Origin of the sequence: Mycobacterium fragae (assembly GCF_002102185.1) — a bacterium.
Taxonomy (GTDB): Bacteria; Actinomycetota; Actinomycetes; order Mycobacteriales; family Mycobacteriaceae; genus Mycobacterium; species Mycobacterium fragae.
This window is the reverse complement of record NZ_LQOW01000006.1, coordinates 166,295-185,516: the sequence shown is the minus strand read 5'-3', so window position 1 is coordinate 185,516 and position 19,222 is coordinate 166,295. Positions and strand designations below refer to the sequence as shown.

The 19,222-nt window shown below is 66.6% G+C and carries 16 protein-coding genes; 5 read left to right on the top strand and 11 right to left on the bottom strand.

The features are described from left to right. Position 1: 1 nt before the first annotated feature. Positions 2-292, bottom strand: a complete 291-nt coding sequence (locus AWC06_RS23525) for a hypothetical protein (protein WP_227370989.1) — start codon at positions 290-292, stop codon at positions 2-4. Here AWC06_RS23525 and AWC06_RS04935 point away from each other — a divergent pair. Together AWC06_RS04935 and AWC06_RS04930 are read left to right on the top strand one after the other, a co-directional pair. Next, on the top strand, positions 260-1,645 hold the full coding sequence (locus AWC06_RS04935; protein ID WP_227370988.1) for an alpha/beta hydrolase: 1,386 nt from the start codon (positions 260-262) through the stop codon (positions 1,643-1,645). The genes AWC06_RS23525 and AWC06_RS04935 overlap by 33 nt on opposite strands. A 2-nt stretch (positions 1,646-1,647) precedes the next feature. Further along, entirely contained in the window at positions 1,648-2,334 is a 687-nt protein-coding gene (locus AWC06_RS04930) for an LppA family lipoprotein (RefSeq protein WP_085194951.1), read from the top strand. Positions 2,335-2,339: 5 nt separating this feature from the next. Here AWC06_RS04930 and AWC06_RS04925 read toward each other — a convergent pair whose 3' ends face one another. The 6 genes from AWC06_RS04925 to AWC06_RS04900 are packed head-to-tail and all read right to left on the bottom strand — an operon-like array spanning position 2,340 to position 10,181. Further along, positions 2,340-4,325, bottom strand: coding sequence for a VWA domain-containing protein (locus AWC06_RS04925; protein WP_085194949.1), 1,986 nt, complete (start codon positions 4,323-4,325; stop codon positions 2,340-2,342). Next, positions 4,318-5,703 carry a magnesium chelatase ATPase subunit I gene (locus tag AWC06_RS04920; protein ID WP_085194947.1) on the bottom strand — a complete coding sequence of 462 codons (1,386 nt, stop codon included), beginning with the start codon at positions 5,701-5,703 and terminating at the stop codon, positions 4,318-4,320. Before AWC06_RS04920 ends, AWC06_RS04925 begins: the two co-directional genes overlap by 8 nt. 60 nt (positions 5,704-5,763) lie before the next feature. After that, complete coding sequence (gene purH, locus AWC06_RS04915; protein ID WP_085195136.1) at positions 5,764-7,332, bottom strand: bifunctional phosphoribosylaminoimidazolecarboxamide formyltransferase/IMP cyclohydrolase; 1,569 nt, start codon at positions 7,330-7,332, stop codon at positions 5,764-5,766. Continuing rightward, positions 7,329-7,958, bottom strand: a complete 630-nt coding sequence (gene purN, locus AWC06_RS04910) for a phosphoribosylglycinamide formyltransferase (RefSeq protein WP_085194945.1) — start codon at positions 7,956-7,958, stop codon at positions 7,329-7,331. Before purN ends, purH begins: the two co-directional genes overlap by 4 nt. A 9-nt stretch (positions 7,959-7,967) precedes the next feature. After that, positions 7,968-9,260 carry a cell division protein PerM gene (locus AWC06_RS04905; protein WP_372458007.1) on the bottom strand — a complete coding sequence of 431 codons (1,293 nt, stop codon included), beginning with the start codon at positions 9,258-9,260 and terminating at the stop codon, positions 7,968-7,970. 48 nt (positions 9,261-9,308) lie between these two features. Further along, positions 9,309-10,181 (bottom strand): DUF5336 domain-containing protein, encoded by an 873-nt coding sequence (locus AWC06_RS04900; protein WP_085194940.1) that lies wholly within the window; start codon positions 10,179-10,181, stop codon positions 9,309-9,311. Between the two features lie 240 nt (positions 10,182-10,421). Here AWC06_RS04900 and AWC06_RS04895 point away from each other — a divergent pair, with 240 nt between their 5' ends. After that, the gene (locus tag AWC06_RS04895; protein ID WP_085194938.1) at positions 10,422-11,270 is read left to right on the top strand and encodes an LLM class F420-dependent oxidoreductase; all 849 of its coding nucleotides are present in this window, start codon (positions 10,422-10,424) and stop codon (positions 11,268-11,270) included. Positions 11,271-11,280: 10 nt separating this feature from the next. On the opposite strand, the gene AWC06_RS04890 is transcribed toward AWC06_RS04895, so the two are convergent. Genes AWC06_RS04890 through sucC form a run of 3 tightly spaced genes read right to left on the bottom strand, consistent with a single transcriptional unit; the run spans position 11,281 to position 14,898 of the window. Then, positions 11,281-12,810 (bottom strand): acetyl-CoA acetyltransferase, encoded by a 1,530-nt coding sequence (locus AWC06_RS04890; protein WP_085194936.1) that lies wholly within the window; start codon positions 12,808-12,810, stop codon positions 11,281-11,283. Positions 12,811-12,815: 5 nt separating this feature from the next. Further along, on the bottom strand, positions 12,816-13,718 hold the full coding sequence (sucD, locus tag AWC06_RS04885; protein ID WP_085194934.1) for a succinate--CoA ligase subunit alpha: 903 nt from the start codon (positions 13,716-13,718) through the stop codon (positions 12,816-12,818). A 16-nt stretch (positions 13,719-13,734) separates the two neighbouring features. Beyond that, positions 13,735-14,898, bottom strand: coding sequence for an ADP-forming succinate--CoA ligase subunit beta (sucC, locus tag AWC06_RS04880; protein WP_085194932.1), 1,164 nt, complete (start codon positions 14,896-14,898; stop codon positions 13,735-13,737). 260 nt (positions 14,899-15,158) lie between these two features. On the opposite strand from sucC, the gene AWC06_RS04875 reads away from it, so the two are divergent. After that, entirely contained in the window at positions 15,159-16,202 is a 1,044-nt protein-coding gene (locus tag AWC06_RS04875; RefSeq protein ID WP_085194930.1) for a M23 family metallopeptidase, read from the top strand. Positions 16,203-16,248: 46 nt separating this feature from the next. Then, positions 16,249-16,848 (top strand): hypothetical protein, encoded by a 600-nt coding sequence (locus AWC06_RS04870; RefSeq protein ID WP_372458015.1) that lies wholly within the window; start codon positions 16,249-16,251, stop codon positions 16,846-16,848. A 12-nt stretch (positions 16,849-16,860) separates the two neighbouring features. On the opposite strand, the gene pcrA is transcribed toward AWC06_RS04870, so the two are convergent. After that, entirely contained in the window at positions 16,861-19,191 is a 2,331-nt protein-coding gene (gene pcrA, locus AWC06_RS04865) for a DNA helicase PcrA (protein ID WP_085194927.1), read from the bottom strand. Positions 19,192-19,222: the final 31 nt, after the last annotated feature.

Genomic DNA, 19,222 nt, shown 5'->3' with positions numbered 1-19,222 from the left:
GTTAGCCGACATCGACCGCTGGGATCCGGCCGCGATCACCACTGTGTTCCAGGCGGCGATCCAGCGCGCGCACGGTACCCGTACGGCATCCGCGGCCATCGGCCAAACCATGGGTTTCCTGGATTGGGGTGGGGATAGCGCGGATGCGGCACGCGCCGCGACCCATCGCACCATGCTCGACCTCGACAATCACGCCGATGCGTGCGAGGTCGTGGGCCGAGCCGCCGACCGGGCGGCTGGTGAGGCCGCCGCGATCAAGTTGCGGCTGAGCCAGATTCGCGACACCGCCCATGCGCACTACCTCACCATCGATGATGAGACAGGCACGGTGTCGCTACCTGCCAACCTGTTCTCGTTGTCGTCCGCGGATCAGAACAACATCGTGGACACCGCAGCGACCTTGATGGGCAGCATCGCAGCGCTCTTGACGGACGCCGAGACTGCTGACGAGGATCTTGCGGCCGCCATCCGCGGCGCGGATGGTGATCTTTCACCCGATCAGGTGAACGCCGAAACCCGTGGCGAGCCAACGGAAATGCCGAAAGCTCCACCGCCGGGAACCAGTCCGCAGGACGTGAACAGGTGGTGGCATTCACTCACGCCAGCGCAGCAGGACCGAGCCAAACAATGGTTCCCGAATGCGATTCGCAACCTGGACGGCATACCGGTCGACGTCCGAAATGAACTCAACACGGCAGTGCTGCCCCGCGAAATCGCGCGACTCCGCAATGGCTGGCTCGACCGCAACGGCGTGTGGCACACGGATCGAGACAAGCTGGCTGACCTGCAGGCACTCCAAAAAACGCTGCAGGACCATCCCGGCACCAGCCTTATCGAGCTCGATACGACCAGTAACCCTTTCAAAGTGCTCGCCACGCTAGGGGTCGGTAGCGTTGACGACGCGCAGCGCGTCGGAGTCACGGTTGGCGGTCTGAACACCCGTGTCAGCTCCAGCGTCGACGAGATGGTCCGCGAAGCCGAAGCGCAACGCGCCAACGCAAGCGATCTCCGGAGAAATGCCAAGGTGCGAAACTTCGACGCCGTCGCCTCCATCGTCTATCTGGGTTATGACGCGCCGGATAGCATCAGGGATGTCATCAACGACTGGAGTGCCCACGATGCCGCGGGCCCGCTGAACAATTTCTATAAGGGCCTGGCCGCCACCACGCATGCCCCGGATCAGCGCATCAGCGCATTCGGTCATTCCTACGGTTCGCTGGTCACCAGTCTGGCGTTGCAGCAGGGCGCACCGGTCAGCGACGTCGTTTTGTATGGCTCCCCCGGCACCGAGCTGTCCAATGCGTCCCAATTGGGCGTTGCACCGGGACATGCTTACTACATGATCGGCGGCAACGACGGGGTTGCCGAAGTAATCCCCGAGTTCGGCAGGTTCGGCAAAGCACCGCAGGACGTGCCTGGTTTTACCGAGCTGTCCGCTCTACCTGGTTTCGCGCCGGGCGACGAGCGATGGCATGCCGGGGCGTACGGGCATTCCGAATACCCCCGACTCGATGGCGACGGCCAGCTCCGCATGAGCGGCTACAACATGGCCGCGGTGTTGGCGGGTCTGCCCGACGACCTCGTCAAACCACCTCCTCCGCTCATCCCGCCGGGGCAGGGGCCAATCATCGTGGTCGGGCCGTAGCCATGCGCGGCCAAGCTGCTGAATCCACTTGGCGGACCGTCGTTGCGGCGCTGCTCGTCGTGACGACGATGCTGCTCAACGGCTGCAGGCCAAACACTTTCGACCCGTACGCCAACCCGGGGCGCAAGGAACTGGACCGGCTGCAGAAGATCGTCAACGAACGGCCCGATCTGGAGACCGTCAAACATCAACTGGCCGGCCTGGACACCTCTATCCGGGCAGCCATCGCGAAATACTCGCCCCAGACCCACTTCTCGAGCACGCGAATCGCGCATCCGACCAATGGCTGCAACGAGCCGTTCAATCGCACCATCGGCCGCCAGGAAGAAACCGACCACTTCTTCGGTGAACCGGCACCCACCTTCGACCAGTGGCTGAAGATCACCACCGAGGTGGCACCTCTGTTCTCCGCGGCGGGCTTTCGGCCCAACAACAACGCGCCGGGCCAACCGCCGCTGCCATTGGGCTCACTCAACGACTCGCAAATCCGGGATGACGGCGCGTTGATCAATCTGGCAAACGGCAAGGATGGCAGGCCGCTGAATTACTCGTACAACACCGGCTGTCACCTTCCCGCTGCCTGGCGAACCGCCCCGCCACCGCCGAATATGCGCCCTCCCAACGACCCAGACGTCCATTACCCGTATCTGTATGGATCACCGGGCGGCCGAACGCGTGACGCGTATTGACGCGACTACCGTCGGCGCCGGCGCGACCGCAGGTAGTCCCCGACTACGGCGGCGCCGAGCCCGTCGAGATCGGGCACGACGACGCGTCCTTCCACGCGTCGCGCGACTTGATCGATGAACCGCGCCAAGCCAGGATCGCTACCCAACCGGAAGATCGTCACCTGCGCGTCCAGCCGGGCCATGTCGTCGAACCCGCGCACGGTGTGTGCGATGGTCCGCGGATGCGGCGGGTAGTCGAAAAATACTGCAGAACTTCCACTTCCGTCGACATCTTCCAGATGCGCCGTCGGCTCGCCGTCGGTGACCACCAGGACGACGGGCTGCGCGTTGGGGTGCCGTCGCAGATGCCGGCCGGCCAGCGCGAGCGCGTGATGCAGGTTGGTGCCCTGCTCGTAAACGCCTTCCAGGCCCATCAGCTCTTCCGGGGTTATCGTGCGCGCATAGCGGCCGAACGCGATGATCTGCAACGCATCTGAACGAAATCGGGTGCGCACCAAATGGTTGAGCGCCAGCGCGGTTCGCTTCATCGGCAGCCAGCGGTTCTCCATCACCATCGAGAACGAGGTGTCCACCAACAGCGCCACGGCAGCCTGCGTGCGGGTCTCGGTCTCCGAGACCTCGACGTCGTCGACCGTGATATGGATGGGCGAGTGCGGGCCGTCCACCGATGTGCCGGCCTGCCGCAGTACCGCGTTGGTCAGCGTACGGGTGACGTTCCACGGCTCGGTGTCGCCGAATTGCCAGGGCCGGGTGGCGCCGGTCAGCTCACCGGCCGCGCCGGCGCGGCGGTGGTCGCGCTCGCCGCGACGCCCGGAAAGTTGCTCGGCCACATCACGTAATGCCGTTTCGCCAAGCCGTCGCATCGCCTTGGGCGAAAGCCGCCACTGGCCGTCGGAGCCGCGGTCCAAAAAGCCTTGGTTGACCAGTGCACGTTCCAGCTCGGCCAGTGTTTGTGCGTCGATCGCGGCTTGGTCGCCGAGCTGGCGCGCCAGCGCGTCGAGGTCGACGTCGTCCATGGTCGCGCCCGGATAGCTCTGCGACAGCTGCTCGGCCAGTTGTTCCAGCTCGGCGATGTCGGCCAGCGCTTGGGCGCCCTCACCCATGCCCAGCGGGTTCTCCCCGGAGAACTCCGAAGACCCTGACCAGTCCTCGCCCGGACGCAACGTCTGCAGGTTCGCGTCCAGCCGGGCCAACGCCTGTTGCAGCGACGGCGATCCGAAAGCCTGCTGCGCCAACGCTTCCAGCTCGGCCCGCTGGTCGGGACTCAGACTGTTCAGGAACCGCTGCGCCGCCGCCGCCCGCTTGGCCAGCGAATCGATGAGCTCCTCGACGTTGCGGGGGTTCTCGGGGAAGAACTCGCCGTGCTTGTCCATGAAGTTTTCAAAGTCCTGGTGGGTGTCCTCACCGCGCGAGTGCTTGTCCAGCAGATCGTTGAGGTCGTCGAGCATCTCGGTGACGCGGCGACGGTCCTCGTCGGTAGCGCCCTCAAGGGCCTGCTTCATGCCGGCGAAGCGCTGGTCGAGCATCTCACGGCCGAGCAAATCCTTGATCTGCTCGTATTTTTCGCGCGCTTCGCTGCTGCGCCAGTTGTATTCTGAGAGCTCCTGTACGGCTTTGGCCGGCGACGGCGACAGCGCGTCAAGCTGCAGCTCGCCGAAACGCGCGTCGTCGTCCAAAGCGCGGGCCAGCTCCTTGCGCTCGGCCAGCACCGCCTCGTCGAGCAGCTTTTTGATCTCGGCCAGCGTCCCGTCTAAGTTGTTGCGGCGCAACAGCTCCCGTCGCTTGCGGTTGGCCTCGGCGGCCAGCCGGTCTGCCCCGGGCATGTTCCTGGTGCCGCGGCGCAGCAGCTCGGACAGCGCCCGGCGCGGTGAGGTGCCCGCCATGACGTCCTGTCCAATCTGCTCGAGTGCCTCGCGCAGGTCCACCGGCGGGGCCAGCGGGTCAGGCCCGCCGGTGTACGCCGAATACCGCGACGAGTGCCCTCTAGCCATAGACCGTTTCGCCGTCCCCGGACACTTTGTCGACACGCTTGGCCAAATACAAGGCTTCCAAAGCCAATTCCAGCGCGGCGGCCCGCTCGCCCTCGGATTCGGCGCCCAGCCGCTTGGCGATGGCGTCGACCACGGGCAAATCCGGCAGCGCGGCCAGCACATTTTTGGCCGATACACGCTCGCCCGTGGTCACCGCGGAACCGGCCTCCACCGCGGCCACCAGCGGTCCGACATCGAGCCCACCGAGCGCCCGCGACGCGGTATCGGCGGTGGCGCGGCGCAACAGGTGTTCGAGCACGGCCTGCTCGCGTCCCTCCTCACCGGATTCGAACTCCAACTTGCCGCGCAGCACGTCGATGACGGTCCCCAGGTCGACCACCCGGGCCACCGGATCCGTCTCGCCCAGCACCGCGCCGCGATGCCGCGCGGCGGCCGCAACTGTCTCGGTCGCCGCGATCGCGAAACGCGCCGACACCCCCGATCGCTGGTCGACGGAGTTGGATTCCCGCAAGTAGCGGGCGAATCGAGCGATCACCTGCGTCAGGTGGTCGGGCACTTGGGCGCTCAGATGTGCTTCCTGGAGGATGACGCCGACCTCGGCTTCGAGTTCCAGCGGGTAGTGGGTGCGGATCTCGGCGCCGAAGCGGTCCTTGAGTGGCGTGATGATGCGGCCGCGGTTGGTGTAGTCCTCGGGGTTGGCGCTGGCGGCAACCAACACGTCCAGCGGTAGCCGCAGGGTGTAGCCGCGCACCTGGATGTCGCGCTCCTCCATGACGTTGAGCATCGACACCTGGATGCGCTCGGCTAGGTCCGGCAACTCGTTGACCGCGACGATGCCGCGGTGCGCGCGGGGTATCAGGCCGTAGGCAATGGTCTCCGGATCGCCCAGGCTGCGGCCCTCGGCGACCTTGATCGGGTCGATGTCGCCCACCAGGTCCGCGACGCTGGTGTCCGGTGTGGCCAGCTTCTCGGTGTAGCGCTCGCTGCGGTGTTTCCAGCTCACCGGCAGGTCGTCGCCGAGTTCGGCAGCCCGCCGGATCGACTCGGGCGTGATCGGCGAGTACGGATGCTCACCGAGTTCCGCGCCGGCGATCACCGGCGTCCACTCGTCGAGCAGGCCCACCAGCGCCCGCAGCAACCGGGTCTTGCCTTGACCGCGTTCACCCAGCAGGACGAAGTCGTGGCCCGCGATCAGCGCCCGCTCTAGCTGCGGTATCACGGTATCGTCGAAGCCCAGGATGCCCGGCCAGACCTCGTCACCCTCGGCCAGCGCAGTCAGCAGGTTCTCCCGGATTTCGGCCTTGACGCCCCGCTCGCGGTGCCCGGCGGCATGCAGTTCGCCGACGGTACGAGGCAGATGATTCGGTGCGGTCACCACTCCACGCTACGACGGCGCGCAAATTATCGTCGTGTGGCGTCTCTTCTTGCTCGACGCGGTTCAGTGTGCGAAGTGGCGCGCCCCGGTCAGGTAGAGCGTCACGCCGGCCTTTTCCGCGGCTGCGGTCACCTCGTCGTCGCGAACCGAGCCGCCGGGGTGCACGATCGCGGTGACGCCGGCAGCTGCCAACGTCTCGAGCCCGTCCGGGAATGGGAAAAAGGCATCGGAGGCCGCGACCGCGCCGCGCACCCGATCACCGCCGCGCTCGACCGCCAGCCGTGCGGCGTCGACCCGGTTGACCTGGCCCATGCCGACGCCGATCGTGGCGCCGTCGGCGGCGATGACGATCGCGTTGGACTTCACTGCACGACAGGTTCGCCACGCGAAAGCCAAACCCCCCAGGGTGTCTGGTGACGCCGGCGCACCGGTTGCCAGCGTCCAATTCGCCGGATCGTCCCCCGCAGCGTCGAGCCGGTCGCGTTCCTGCATCAACAGGCCGCCGCTCACCTGACGCATTTCCGCCTTGGCGTCCAACGGCTCGGAAGCCACCAGCACGCGGATGTTCTTCTTGCGCGCCAGCACGTCGACGGCGCCCGGCGCGTAGGCCGGCGCGACGATCACCTCTGTGAAAATCGTGCTGACATACTCCGCCATCTCGACGCTGACTTCGGTGTTCGCCGCAATCACGCCGCCGAACGCACTGAGCGGATCGCACTCGTGGGCCTTACGGTGCGCGTCGGCGACCGAGACCGACGAGATCGCGATACCGCACGGATTGGCGTGCTTGATGATCGCCACGCAGATCTGTTCATGGTCGAAGGCCGCGCGCCATGCGGCGTCGGCGTCGGTGAAGTTGTTGTACGACATCTCTTTTCCGTGCAGCTGCTCGGCCTGCGCCAGCCCCGGCCACGCGCCGGCATCGACATACAGCGCCGCCCTTTGATGCGGATTCTCGCCGTAACGCAACAGCGTGGATCGCCGCCATGTTCCGGCGAACCACTCCGGAAATGCCGCCGGTGGCTGCTCGGGTGCCAGTGTCGACTCCATCCAGCAGGCGACCGCAACGTCGTACTCGGCGGTGTGACGAAACGCCAACGACGCCAACCTTTTCCGTTCGTCGAGTGTGAAGCCGCCGTTTCGCACCGCGGCCAGCACCCCGTCGTAGCCGAGCGGGTCGACCACCACCGCCACGCTCGGATGGTTCTTCGCGGCCGCCCGCACCATCGAGGGTCCACCGATATCGATCTGCTCAACGCACTCGTCGACACCCGCACCCGAATCGACGGTTTCGCCGAACGGATACAAGTTGACCACCACCAGCTCGAACGCCGCGATGCCCAGCTGCTCGAGCGCCGCCGCGTGCGCAGGCTTGCGCAGATCGGCCAGCAGGCCGGCGTGCACACCGGGATGCAGAGTCTTGACCCGGCCGTCGAGCACCTCCGGAAAGCCCGTCACCTCTTCGACCGGGGTCACCGGAATACCGTTATCGGCAATGGTTTTCGCGGTCGACCCGGTCGAGACGATATCGACGCCGGCCGCATGCAGGCCGCGCGCGAGGTCGGTCAGCCCGGTCTTGTCGTACACACTGATCAACGCGCGGCGGATCGGCCGTCTCCCGTCGCTGCTCATCCGATAGTCGCCTTTCGTCCACTCCACGTCACGCCGCCGATTGCCAGCGCGGCCACCACATCCACCAAGAGCCGCCGTTCGACGACCTTGATGCGCTCGTGCAGGGTCTGTTCGTCGTCGTCGTCGAGCACCGGAACGGGCTGTTGCGCCAGTATCGGGCCGGTGTCGGTGCCGGCATCCACCAAATGCACCGTGCAGCCGGTGACCTTGACGCCGTAGGCCAGCGCCTCGGCCACCCCATGCGCGCCGGGGAACGCCGGCAATAGCGCCGGATGTGAGTTGACGATTCGCCCAGAAAACCGTGAAAGAAACTGCGGTCCAAGGATTTTCATGAATCCGGCGGAAATCACCAGATCGGGGGAATGAGCTGCGGTGGCTTCGGTGAGCGCGGCATCCCAGGCATCGCGGTCGCCGTAGTCGGCCAGCCGAACAGTGAAGGTCGGCAGCGAGGCCGCAGCGGCGATTTCGGCGGCCCGGCAATCGCGGTCCACACCGACGGCGACCACCCGCGCCGGATAGTCACCGACCGCGGCGTCGAGCAGGGATGCGAGCAGCGAACCCGTGCCCGACGCCAGGACCACCAGCCGTGCCGGTGCGCTCGGGGGCACGCGGAGCGGTTGCTGCACAGGGCGAGCCTAATCTTCCTGGTCGTCCGGCGACGCAGGCGCGGGCGGAGCGTCGTCCTGCGGTTCGACGACGGGATCGGCGGGTGCAGCCGGCTCTGCGGTGTGCTCTGCAGCGGGCTCGGCGGCGGCGTCCTCGACGGGTGCCGGCTTGGGCTCCCGGGGTCGGTATGCGATGCCGCCGGCCATCGCGACAGTGACAGCACCGACGACGGCAAACCACAGGAATACCGCGAACCCCAATGTGCCCTGGTCGACCCCGACGTCGCCGAAGTTGCCCAGCCGGCCCCCGCTGGCGTAACCGAGCAGTGCCATCGCCAACGCCGCCAGCACGGCTGCAATCAGCAGCTTGACCATCGCCGCGGGCAGCGGCAGCGGGCGTCGTGCGCACTGCTGGCCCACGGCCACGCCCGACGATGCACCGATGATCAGCAAGGCCACCCAGGCCGGCCCCAGCGGCGGACTGGGGGCGGCGGCCAGCACCGGCAATGCCGGGATGTCGCCGCCGAACACGGTGAACGAACTGAACGTCGCGAAACCCAGATGCACGCTGGATCCCACTGCGACCGCGGCAGTGCCGACGACGACGTTGGGCACGTACAGCACCGACAACACGGTGAGGCTGAACTGGCCGAAAATCGAGTCGGTGATCGCGTACAAGTCGTGCATCGTGCCCCAATGCACAACCAGCGAACCGGCGGTGACCACGCCGGAGAGCCCCAGCAAAGCCAGCAGACCCGCGCTCGCGGCGCGCAACGAATCACCCAGCCAGTCCGGGAACGGCGACGCGGCAAGGGCCCGACGTCCCACGCGGGACCCAACGCCGATGGATGCACCGATCGCATGGACCACCAGCACGCTCAGGAAGGCGCGCAACGCGTTCGGTGTCTGCAGTTCGGTGATCACCGATGCCGCATCGTGGATGATCGCCAGCGAGATGGCGGCTATCAGCATGGGTCCGCCCAGGGCCGACGCCACAATCCAGCGGATGACGAACCAGGACGCCGTGGCCGGAGTGGCTTGGGCCGTGGTGCGGGCGGTGCCCCAGATCATCAGCAGCACCGGCAGCAGCGGCATAACACCCAGTTCGCGGCCGCCGATCGAAATCGGCACCTGATGCACGCCGAGCCACATGCTTGCGATAGCGCCCAGCGCGCCGGTCATGTCGCTGTTGGCCATCAGCAGCTGCAGCAGCGTCACCGCGGCGATGACGATCAGCGCCACCAAGGCGGGGCCGAACGCGACCCGCAGTAGGTCACGGGCCTGATGCGCGCCCGCCGCTCGACTGTCCGCCACCCTGCTCACTCTTCGCGCACGGTGCTCAGCCGGTTTGGGTGGCGCGAGGGCGTCCGGTTAGGAGCCTGACGGGCCCGACGGCGAGGACGGCTGTGATTGCTGACCCTGGCCATACGACTGCTGACCTTGGCCGGAACCGCCGTGGTTACCGGAGTTCTGCTGGCCCTGGCCCTGGTGGCCGGACCCCGGCGGCGGGCTGAAGCTGGGGAACCCGGTCGGCGGGGTGGGCGACCCCTGTTGCTGCCCGTGCTGCCCGCCCTGCTGCGGTCCTGTCTGCGGAGCCTGCTGCGTCGCGGCCTGGGGGCCGGACGCGCTGAACCCGCCGGTCGAAGGCCCCGACGGGTAGCCGGGGTATTGCGAGCCGTATCCGGACTGCTGGTGCTGCTGGTACGGGCCCTGTTGCTGGCCGTAGTAACCGCCGTACTGCCCGTAGTACTGCTCGTACTTGGGTCGCGGCGCCGGCGGGGTGATAACGCCCGCGTCCAGTAACAGCGCACCGACCGCGACGATGGCCTGAATAACGCTGGCGGCCAGGGCCAACCACAACGCCCAGCCGCGCCCGGGCGCGCCGATCGTGTCCTCGATGAGCAGCAACGCGCCCAGCACCGCGACCGCCGCCACCACCGCGGCGTAGTTCTTGGCCTTGGGCAGCAAGCTCACCCCGGCCAGTAGCGCCGCCAGCAATGCCAAGTCGATTGGCACGCTGTTGCCGCTTTCGACGAGTTCATCGCCGTTGGGAAGCGCGCGGGTGATCATCGGGCCGAAACTCAGCAGATAGGCAGCCAGGCCGAGCAGCGCGACCGCGATGGTCAGGTAGAGCTGCAGATTGCTTTCGCCGTCATCGGATTTCGCGAACGAGGGCGTTGACGCCCCGTAGGAGCCGGGCGACTGCGCGGGCGGATATCCGGGACTGCCGGGCGAGTAGGTCATGGCTTCTCCTGTGCCTTCCAGTGCTGTTGCGGCGCCACTGTTGTGCGGCGCTGTACTCCCAGGCGCCGCTCCCCCGCGACGCTACATCGACCGCTCCCTGGACGCCATGACGGCTAGCGCGAGCGACGCGATTCGTTCATTCACGCTAGCGCACCTTGGGTTACTCACTGCGCGGCAGTTCGCGTGTCATGCGGCGGCCCCAGCTTGCCCCCCGGATTGGAACACGTTCTAATTCACTGCATGGACTACGGGCTCGTGCTGTTCACCAGCGATCGCGGCATCACCCCGGCTGCGGCTGCCAGGCTTGCCGACAACCACGGCTTTCGAACCTTCTATGTGCCGGAACACACCCATATCCCGGTCAAGCGGGAGGCAGCCCACCCGACGACTGGCGACGCGTCGCTGCCCGACGACCGCTACCTGCGCACGCTGGACCCGTGGGTCAGCCTCGGCACGGCGTGCGCGGTCACCTCGCGGGTGCGGCTGGCCACCGCGGTGGCTCTGCCCGTCGAGCATGATCCGATCACGCTGGCGAAATCCATTGCCACTCTCGACCACCTGTCCGGCGGTCGAGTCAGCCTCGGTGTGGGATTCGGCTGGAACACCGACGAACTCGCCGACCACGGCGTACCGCCCGGGCGGCGGCGCACCATGCTGCGCGAGTACATCGAGGCCATGCGGGCGTTGTGGACCGAGGAGGAAGCGGCCTACGACGGCGAGTTCGTCAACTTCGGTCCCAGCTGGGCATGGCCCAAACCGGTGCAGGAGCACATTCCGGTACTGGTCGGGGCGGCGGGCACCGAAAAGAACTTCAAGTGGATCTCGCGCAGCGCCGACGGCTGGATCACCACCCCGCGCGACTTCGACATCGACGAGCCGGTGAAGTTGTTGCAGGACACCTGGGCGAGCGCCGGGCGGCAGGGGGCGCCGCACATCGTGGCGCTGGATTTCAAGCCGGTGCCGGAGAAGTTGGCGCATTGGGCGGAGCTGGGGGTGACCGAGGTGCTGTTCGGATTGCCCGACCGGTCCCAGGATGAGGTCGCCGCATATGTGGAACGACTGGCCGGCAAGCTAGCCGCGATGGTTTGACGAGCGACGGTCAGCGCAACGCGCAGCGGTTGCCGTAGTCGAACGAACGCACCGAGACCGCCTGGCCGAGTGGATCCGCCTCGGTCAGCAACGCGATCAGGTCATCGTCTTCGGTGGTGGCCAGGAATCGGCTGTCGTCGGCATCGAGCCGGCCGGCGATGATGCCGGTCAGTCGACCGTTATCGCGGCGAACCGTATAAGTCTCGATCGTGGCCGGGCCGTCGGCGAGCTCGGTCACCGGCTGGGTGGGCGCCTGGTCGATCTGCGCCTGCAACTGTTCACTGCGATCCGGCTTCCATTCCACCGGCGTGGTCGAGTAGACGCCGACCGAGTACTTGCTCATGATTCCACCGTTTGCGCCGACGAGGCCGAATTGGCCTGGGGCACTTCGCATCTTGGCGACAGTTTCGGCAATGCCATGCATGGAGTAGTTGTTGCCGGCGCCCCCGAAGAACGGCAGACCACCGGTCAGGGTCAGCCCGCGCGGGTCATCCGGTGCGATGCCCATACCGTCGCAGATGTTGAACACCGGCACCGGGAAGCAGCTGTACAGGTCGAAGGTGGCGACGTCGTCGACCCCGATGCCCGCGACCGCCAACGCCTCGCGCACCGCCGTCACCGCCGACGGGGCATGCCCCAGATCCGGCCTGTCCAGCAGGCTCTGCTCTTGCAGATCCGCGTGGCCGTGCAGATAAACCCAATTCTCTTGGGGCACACCGAGATTGCGTGCAGCTTCGACCGACATCAGCAGCGCCGCCGCGTCTTGGTTCACCTGATCGCGGGCGACCAGCAGCCGAGGGTACGGCTCGGAGATCATCCGATTGCTTTCGGTGACAGTGATCAACTCTTCGACGCTGCGTTCGACCCGCGCGGCGGCGAACGGGTTGTCGGCGGCCACCCTGGTGAACGGTGCGAAAAGCTCACCCATCTGGCGCAGATAGTCGGCGGGCCCCAGCCCGGTCCCGGCCCGTCTGGCGTTTTCCAGCAACGCGTATTGCGTCGGCGCGTCCACCAGACCGTGAATGACGGTGTAGCGGCTGATAAGCCCCTCAAGGCCGTGGCCGCGGTCCTCGAGCGACCCGTCGACCGTCTCGGAGAAGTCCGGTTTGTTCTCCGCCCCGGCGAAATAGCGGCTAGTCGACGTCGCGTCCGAGCCGAACACGAGGGCCACCTCCGAACGGCCGGCGGCGATCTCGCCGGCCAACTCGGTGATCAAATGCTGCGGTCCCTGACCGCCGACGATCTCCAGGATCGCGCGGGCAGGGTCGGCGTCGATCCGCTTGGCCACCGACCGCGGGTAGTTGTTCGACTTGCCCAGTACCGGCTGAGCAGGCCCGGAGATCTCGAATTGCCGCACGCCTGCAACGGTGTCGATCGACGCGGCGACCTTGGCGGTGTCGGCGCCGCAGTCGTCCAGCGCCGCACGGGCGCCGGCTGCAGCGAGCTCGACGGCCGACATCGCGCGGTAGTACGCGTCATCGATGCGTTCTGCGGCCTGCCCGACACCGACGACCACAGGTGTGCGCGCATCGAGGCTCATGCGCTCTACATGCTCTCCAGGATGCGCCGGGCCAGAGCGGCGGTTTCCGAGGGAGTCTTGCCAACCTTGACGCCCGCGGCTTCCAGCGCTTCCTTCTTGGCGGCCGCGGTGCCCGACGAGCCGGACACAATGGCGCCGGCGTGGCCCATCGTCTTTCCTTCCGGCGCAGTGAATCCCGCGACGTAGCCGACGACCGGCTTGGAGACGTTGGCCTTGATGTAGTCGGCGGCACGCTCCTCGGCGTCACCGCCGATCTCGCCGATCATCACGATGACCTTGGTGTCGGGATCCTTCTCGAACGCCTCGATCGCGTCGATGTGGGTAGTTCCGATCACCGGGTCGCCGCCGATGCCGATCGACGTGGAGAATCCGAAATCGCGCAGCTCGTACATCATTTGGTAGGTCAAGGTGCCGGACTTGGACACCAACCCGACGGGACCCGGGCCGGTGATGTTGGCCGGGGTGATGCCCACCAGCGATTGGCCCGGGGTGATGATGCCGGGACAGTTCGGTCCGATGATGCGGGTCTTGCCGCCCTTGGAGACGTTGTAGGCCCACGCATATGCGCTGTCCTGCACCGGAATTCCCTCGGTGATGACTACGAGCAGTGGGATTTCGGCGTCGATGGCCTCGATGATGGCGTCTTTGGCGAACTTCGGCGGCACGAAGATAATCGAGACGTCCGCGCCGGTCTTTTCCATCGCCTCGGTGACGCTGGCGAACACCGGCAGCTTGATCATCCTGCCGCCCTTGTCCTCATGCGTGACGGTCGTGCCCGCCTTGCGGGCGTTCACACCGCCGACGATTTGGGTGCCGGCCTTGAGCATCCGCGCGGTGTGGACGGTGGCCTCAGCGCCGGTGATGCCCTGGACGATGACCTTGTTCTCTTTGGTCAAAAAGATTGCCATTAGTCGGGATCCTTCCTCAGGCGCTCGCCAGCTCGGCCGCCTTGTCGGCGGCCTCGTCCATCGTCGGCACCAACGTCACCAGCGGGTGGTTCGCCTCGGCCAGAATGCGCCGGCCCTCCTCGACGTTGTTTCCGTCCAGCCGGACCACCAGCGGCTTGTTGGCCTCATCACCCAGGATTCCCAGCGCCTTGACGATCCCGGTGGCCACGGCGTCGCACGCGGTGATGCCGCCGAACACGTTGACGAACACGCTCTTGACCCGCTCGTCGCCGAGAACGACATCCAGCCCGGCGGCCATCACCTCGGCCGACGCGCCACCGCCGATGTCGAGGAAGTTGGCCGGCTTGACGCCGCCGTGCTTCTCGCCCGCATAGGCCACCACGTCCAGCGTCGACATCACCAGGCCCGCGCCGTTGCCGATGATGCCGACCTGACCGTCGAGCTTGACGTAGTTCAGGTCGTGCTGCTTGGCCTTCAGCTCCAGCGGGTCGGTGGCGTCGCGGTCCTCGAACTCGGCGTGGCCGGGCTGGCGGAAGGCGGCGTTGGCGTCCAGCGTGATCTTGGCGTCCAGCGCGAGGATCTGGTTGTCGGGGGTGCGCACCAGCGGGTTGACCTCAACCAGCGTGGCGTCCTCGGCCACGAACAACTCCCACAGCTTGGAGATGGTGACCGCGGCCGCGTCGAGCACCTCGGCCGGCAGGTGGCCCTGCTCGGCGATCGACCGGGCGAACGCGAGATCGACGCCCTTGACCGCGTCGACCGGGACCTTGGCCAGCCGCTCCGGCTTGGTGGCAGCGACCTCCTCGATCTCCATCCCGCCCTCGACCGAGCACATGGCCAGGTACGTGCGGTTGGCCCGATCGAGCAGGAATGAGACGTAATACTCCTCGGCGATGTCGCTGGCCTCGGACACCAACAGCTTCTTCACGATGTGACCTTTGATGTCCAAGCCCAGAATGTTCCGCGCATGGGTGTAGGCATCCTCGGCGGTGGCGGCGTATTTCACCCCGCCGGCTTTACCGCGGCCTCCGGTCTTGACCTGGGCCTTTACCATCACCGGTCGGCCGATCTCCTCGGCGATCGCCTTGGCCCCGCCGGGGGTGTCGGTCACGCGTCCGGGCGTGGTCGGGACATTGTGCTTGGCGAACAACTCCTTCGCCTGGTACTCGAAAAGATCCATGCGCTCACTGTCTGCTGAATCGGCCATTGATGGCGGCGGTCCGGTTTTGGGTCTCCGCCCGGTGGGAACTGTATCGACACGGCGGAAGGGTCCCGCCGTCGCATCCCGCTGATGTGGTCGATCTCACCAGCCGCGGGCCAGTGATCCGCGTCACAATCCCGGTCTGGATTGGACGCTCGGGTTGCCAGGCTCAGCGCTTAATGGTTAACGTCTCAGGGTCCAGATAACGTTATGGTTACGACGCCCCGAGGACATTCAGGTTGACCCTGCACCAATCTGCCCGGTCTCCTGCGGCAGGAGTAGCTCGCGGATCGCGCGACCCCTGGTCAGACCTCGACCGTAATGAAGTCACCGACATCATCCCGTTCAACGAATTCGGCAACCTCGATGACCTGGACTTCAGCGACAACAGCGCCTTCGACACCGAAGCGCAGGTCTTGCGCGCACCTGAGCTCGACGACCTGCACGAGACCGACGACCTGACGCCCCTGCCACTGGCCGCCCCCAGCGAGTTCGAATCCAGCACCCACGCCGACTCGTATCGCCACCAGCTGCACCGGGGACACCGTGCAGACCCAGCTGGCCCGCCGGGCCGGCGTGGCCAGCACCGCAAACCGCTGACCAGCCCGACGCGCGGTCGGGTCTTGATCGGCGCGATGGCCGCTGGTGCGGCCGCCGCGGCGGCGCATTCCGCCACACACCCATCCGATACGTCCAAGGCGGAGACCGTGCTGGCCGCCGACGCGTCCACGATGAATGGCGGTGCCATCACCACCTCGGCGCGCGGTATGCAGATGGTCACCGTGAAGCCCGCAGCCAACGCCGCGGTCCACAACGCCGAGCTCGCGAAGGGCGTGGCCTTCGCGCAGGAGCGTGCACAGCGGGAGGCGCGGCTGCAGCAGCCACTGTTCGTCATGCCCACGAAGGGCATATTCACGTCGAACTTCGGCTACCGCTGGGGCGTGCTGCACGCCGGTATCGACATCGCCAACTCGATCGGCACTCCGATCCTTGCCGTGTCCGACGGGGTCGTCATCGACGCCGGCCCGACCGCCGGCTACGGAATGTGGGTCAAGCTGCGTCACGCCGACGGAACGGTCACCCTCTACGGCCATGTCAACACCACCATGGTCAGTGTCGGAGAACGCGTGATGGCGGGCGACCAGATCGCAACCATGGGAAATCGCGGAAACTCCACCGGCCCACACCTGCATTTCGAGGTGCTGCTGGGCGGCACCCAGCGGGTGGACCCCGTGCCGTGGTTGGCCAAGAGGGGCCTCAGCGTAGGTACGTTCGCCGGCTAACCACCCGCGCACCAACCCGTTAAACCCACATAAGCTTGGGTACAACATCCTTGAGCGACGGCGGTCAGCCGGCCGCCCACCCACAAGCACAGGAAGGCCCGACGCCACGGCAACTCACGGCGAAGCTCCTAAGACCCACATCATTCGGCGAGCGCCGACTACTCCGCTGCCGCAGATAGTCGACGACTCGCGCACCACCCACATCCCACGGGCACCCCTTGCTCCGAACATTGCGCCGAACAGCCGCCCGGGCATGCCAAGCGGGCTGCACGGCGACGCGGGCAACCGGACGACAGTGGCCGCCGCGGCGGTCAGCATCGTCAGCGGGTGGGCCACCACGGTGGTGGCGACGGACCTGATCGCGGGCTGGTGGAGATCCGACCGCCTCTTCTGCGTCGCGGTCGGCTTCCTCGCCCTGGTCTTCGCGCTGGCCACCGTGACCGGCGTGATCATGCTGCTGCAGCGCCGAGCCCTCGGCCGATACCTGATCGTGGCGGGAGCGGTGGTCGCGTTGCTGACCTACGGGGGCATCTTCATCGCCGGAGCGCATGTCGCCTGGATCGTGGACACCCTGTGGGTGCTGCCGATCGCCAGCGCTGTGCTGGCGCTGCATCCGAGCACCAAGGACTGGATGCTGCCGGACTAGGGAAATCGCCCGTTAAAGCTTGGTGACCGGCGCGTGGTTGTGCATCAGCTTGACCCGGCCGGAGCTCCCGAAATCGATCAGCGACATCGCCGACTCCCCGACGCCGGAGACTTCTTCCACCCGGCCCAGCCCGTATTTGTCGTGAGACACCCGATCGCCGGGCTGAAGCACCAGCATCGGGCGCTTGCCGGCGGCACGAGCCGGTGACGGGCGCGGGGGGCCGAATCGGCCGGCACCGCTCACCGGCGCGCTGAACGACGGCGTGGGGTCACTGCGCCGCCAGTCGATGAGCTCCTGCGGGATTTCCCGCAGGAACCGCGACTCCGGGTTGAGCATCGGCTGCCCCCACGACGAGCGAATCTTGGCCCGGCTCACATACAGCCGCTGCTTTGCCCGGGTGATCCCGACGTAGGCCAGCCGCCTCTCCTCGGAGAGTTCGGCCGGGTCACCCAGTGCCCGCATGTGCGGGAACATCCCGTCCTCCCAGCCGGTGACGAACACCACCGGGAACTCCAAACCCTTTGCGGTGTGCAATGTCATCAACGTGACCACGCCCGCACCGTGCTCGGGAATCTCGTCGGCGTCGGCGACCAGCGACACCCGTTCCAGGAATTCCGCCAACACGCCGGTATCGGGCACGTCTTCGTCGTCTGGCGCCTCGGTGGTTTCGTCAAGCGCGGCGGCGTTGGCCAAGTCGGTGGCGAATTCGTGTGCGACGCTTACGAGTTCGTTGAGGTTGTCCAGCCGGGCAAGGTCCTGCGGATCGGATGAGGATTCCAGCTCCGCGCGGTAGCCGGTCCGGTCCAGAACCGCCTCGACCAGCTCCCCCAGCTCTGACTGCGACGAGTCGAGACGGCCGCGCAGCTCGTCGAGCATCTCGACGAAACCCGCAATCGCTTTGGCCGAGCGGGTGTTCAGCATCGGCACCTTGCCCTCGGCGCCCGCCTCCAGCGCGTCGGCGAAACTGGCGCCGGTGTTCTCGGCGTACACCGCCACGCAGGCTTCGGCGCGGTCGCCGATGCCGCGGCGCGGCGTGTTGAGGATGCGTCGCAGGCTGACCGCGTCCCCCGGGTTGTCCAGCACCCGCAGGTAGGCGACGACGTCGCGAATCTCCTTGCGCTCGTAAAACCGCACGCCCCCAACGACTTTGTAGGGGATGCCGGCGCGGATGAATATCTCTTCCAACGACCGGGATGCGTTGTTGGTGCGGTAAAAAACGGCTACGTCGTTATAGGTGATCTCGCCGCCGGTGGTCAGCGCTTCAATTTCCTCGGCGACGAACCGTGCCTCGTCATGCTCGTTGTCGGCGACATAGCCGACGATCAGCTCGCCCTGGCCGGCGTCGGTCCACAGCCGCTTCTCCCGGCGCCCGGAATTGCGCGAGATCACCGAGTTGGCCGCGGACAAGATGTTCTGCGTGGAACGGTAGTTCTGCTCCAGCAGGATTGTCGTCGCGTCGGGGTAGTCGCGTTCGAAGTCCTCGATATTGCGGATTGTCGCGCCGCGGAAGGCATAAATCGACTGGTCGGCATCGCCGACGACGCACAGCTCGCCAGGCGGCACGCCGTCCTCGGTGCCCTGCCCGACGAGCTCGCGCACCAACACGTATTGAGCGTGGTTGGTGTCCTGATACTCGTCGACCAGAATGTGGCGGAATCGCCGGCGGTAGTGCTGGGCGATCTGCGGGAAAGTCTGCAGAACCGCGACCGTCTCCCCGATGAGGTCGTCGAAGTCCATCGCGTTGGCCGCCCGCAACCGATGCTGGTACTCGGAGTAGACGGCGGCCACGGTGCGGGCCAAGTCGTCGGAGTCATCGGGCAGCGCCGACGTCGCCTGCTGCGGGTCGATCAGCTCGTTCTTCAGGTTCGAGATGGCGTTGGCCAGCAGCCGCGGCGAGTACCGCTTGATGTCCAGGCCCATGTCCTTGCCGATCATCTGCAGTAGCCGTCGCGAATCGTCGGCGTCGTATATCGAGAAATTCGAATTGAGGCCCGGGATCAGCGACGCCTGATTGCGCAGAATCCGCACGCAGGTCGAGTGAAACGTCGACACCCACATGGATCTCGCTCGTAGGCCGACCAGCTGTATCACCCGTTCGCGCATCTCCGCGGCGGCCTTGTTGGTGAACGTGATGGCCAGAATCTGACCGGGCGCGACGTCCCGTGCGGCCATCAGGTATGCGACACGGCGGGTCAGCACCGCGGTCTTGCCCGAACCCGCACCCGCGACGATCAGCAGCGGCGACCCTTCGTGCAGCACAGCCTGGCGCTGCTGCGGGTTGAGGTCGTCGAGGAGCTGATCTGCGTCCGGGAGCCGCCGGAGATCGGTCACGTGCACACTCATGTCTGTCCAAACTTACCGCCGTTGGGCGACA

Coding starts and splice junctions, on each gene's coding strand:
- AWC06_RS23525 (WP_227370989.1), bottom strand. CDS start 292: ATGGGCGGTGTCGCGAATCTGGCTCAGCCGCAACTTGATCGCGGCGGC.
- AWC06_RS04930 (WP_085194951.1), top strand. CDS start 1,648: ATGCGCGGCCAAGCTGCTGAATCCACTTGGCGGACCGTCGTTGCGGCG.
- AWC06_RS04925 (WP_085194949.1), bottom strand. CDS start 4,325: ATGGCTAGAGGGCACTCGTCGCGGTATTCGGCGTACACCGGCGGGCCT.
- purH (WP_085195136.1), bottom strand. CDS start 7,332: ATGAGCAGCGACGGGAGACGGCCGATCCGCCGCGCGTTGATCAGTGTG.
- AWC06_RS04900 (WP_085194940.1), bottom strand. CDS start 10,181: ATGACCTACTCGCCCGGCAGTCCCGGATATCCGCCCGCGCAGTCGCCC.
- AWC06_RS04895 (WP_085194938.1), top strand. CDS start 10,422: ATGGACTACGGGCTCGTGCTGTTCACCAGCGATCGCGGCATCACCCCG.
- AWC06_RS04890 (WP_085194936.1), bottom strand. CDS start 12,810: ATGAGCCTCGATGCGCGCACACCTGTGGTCGTCGGTGTCGGGCAGGCC.
- sucD (WP_085194934.1), bottom strand. CDS start 13,718: ATGGCAATCTTTTTGACCAAAGAGAACAAGGTCATCGTCCAGGGCATC.
- sucC (WP_085194932.1), bottom strand. CDS start 14,898: ATGGATCTTTTCGAGTACCAGGCGAAGGAGTTGTTCGCCAAGCACAAT.
- pcrA (WP_085194927.1), bottom strand. CDS start 19,191: ATGAGTGTGCACGTGACCGATCTCCGGCGGCTCCCGGACGCAGATCAG.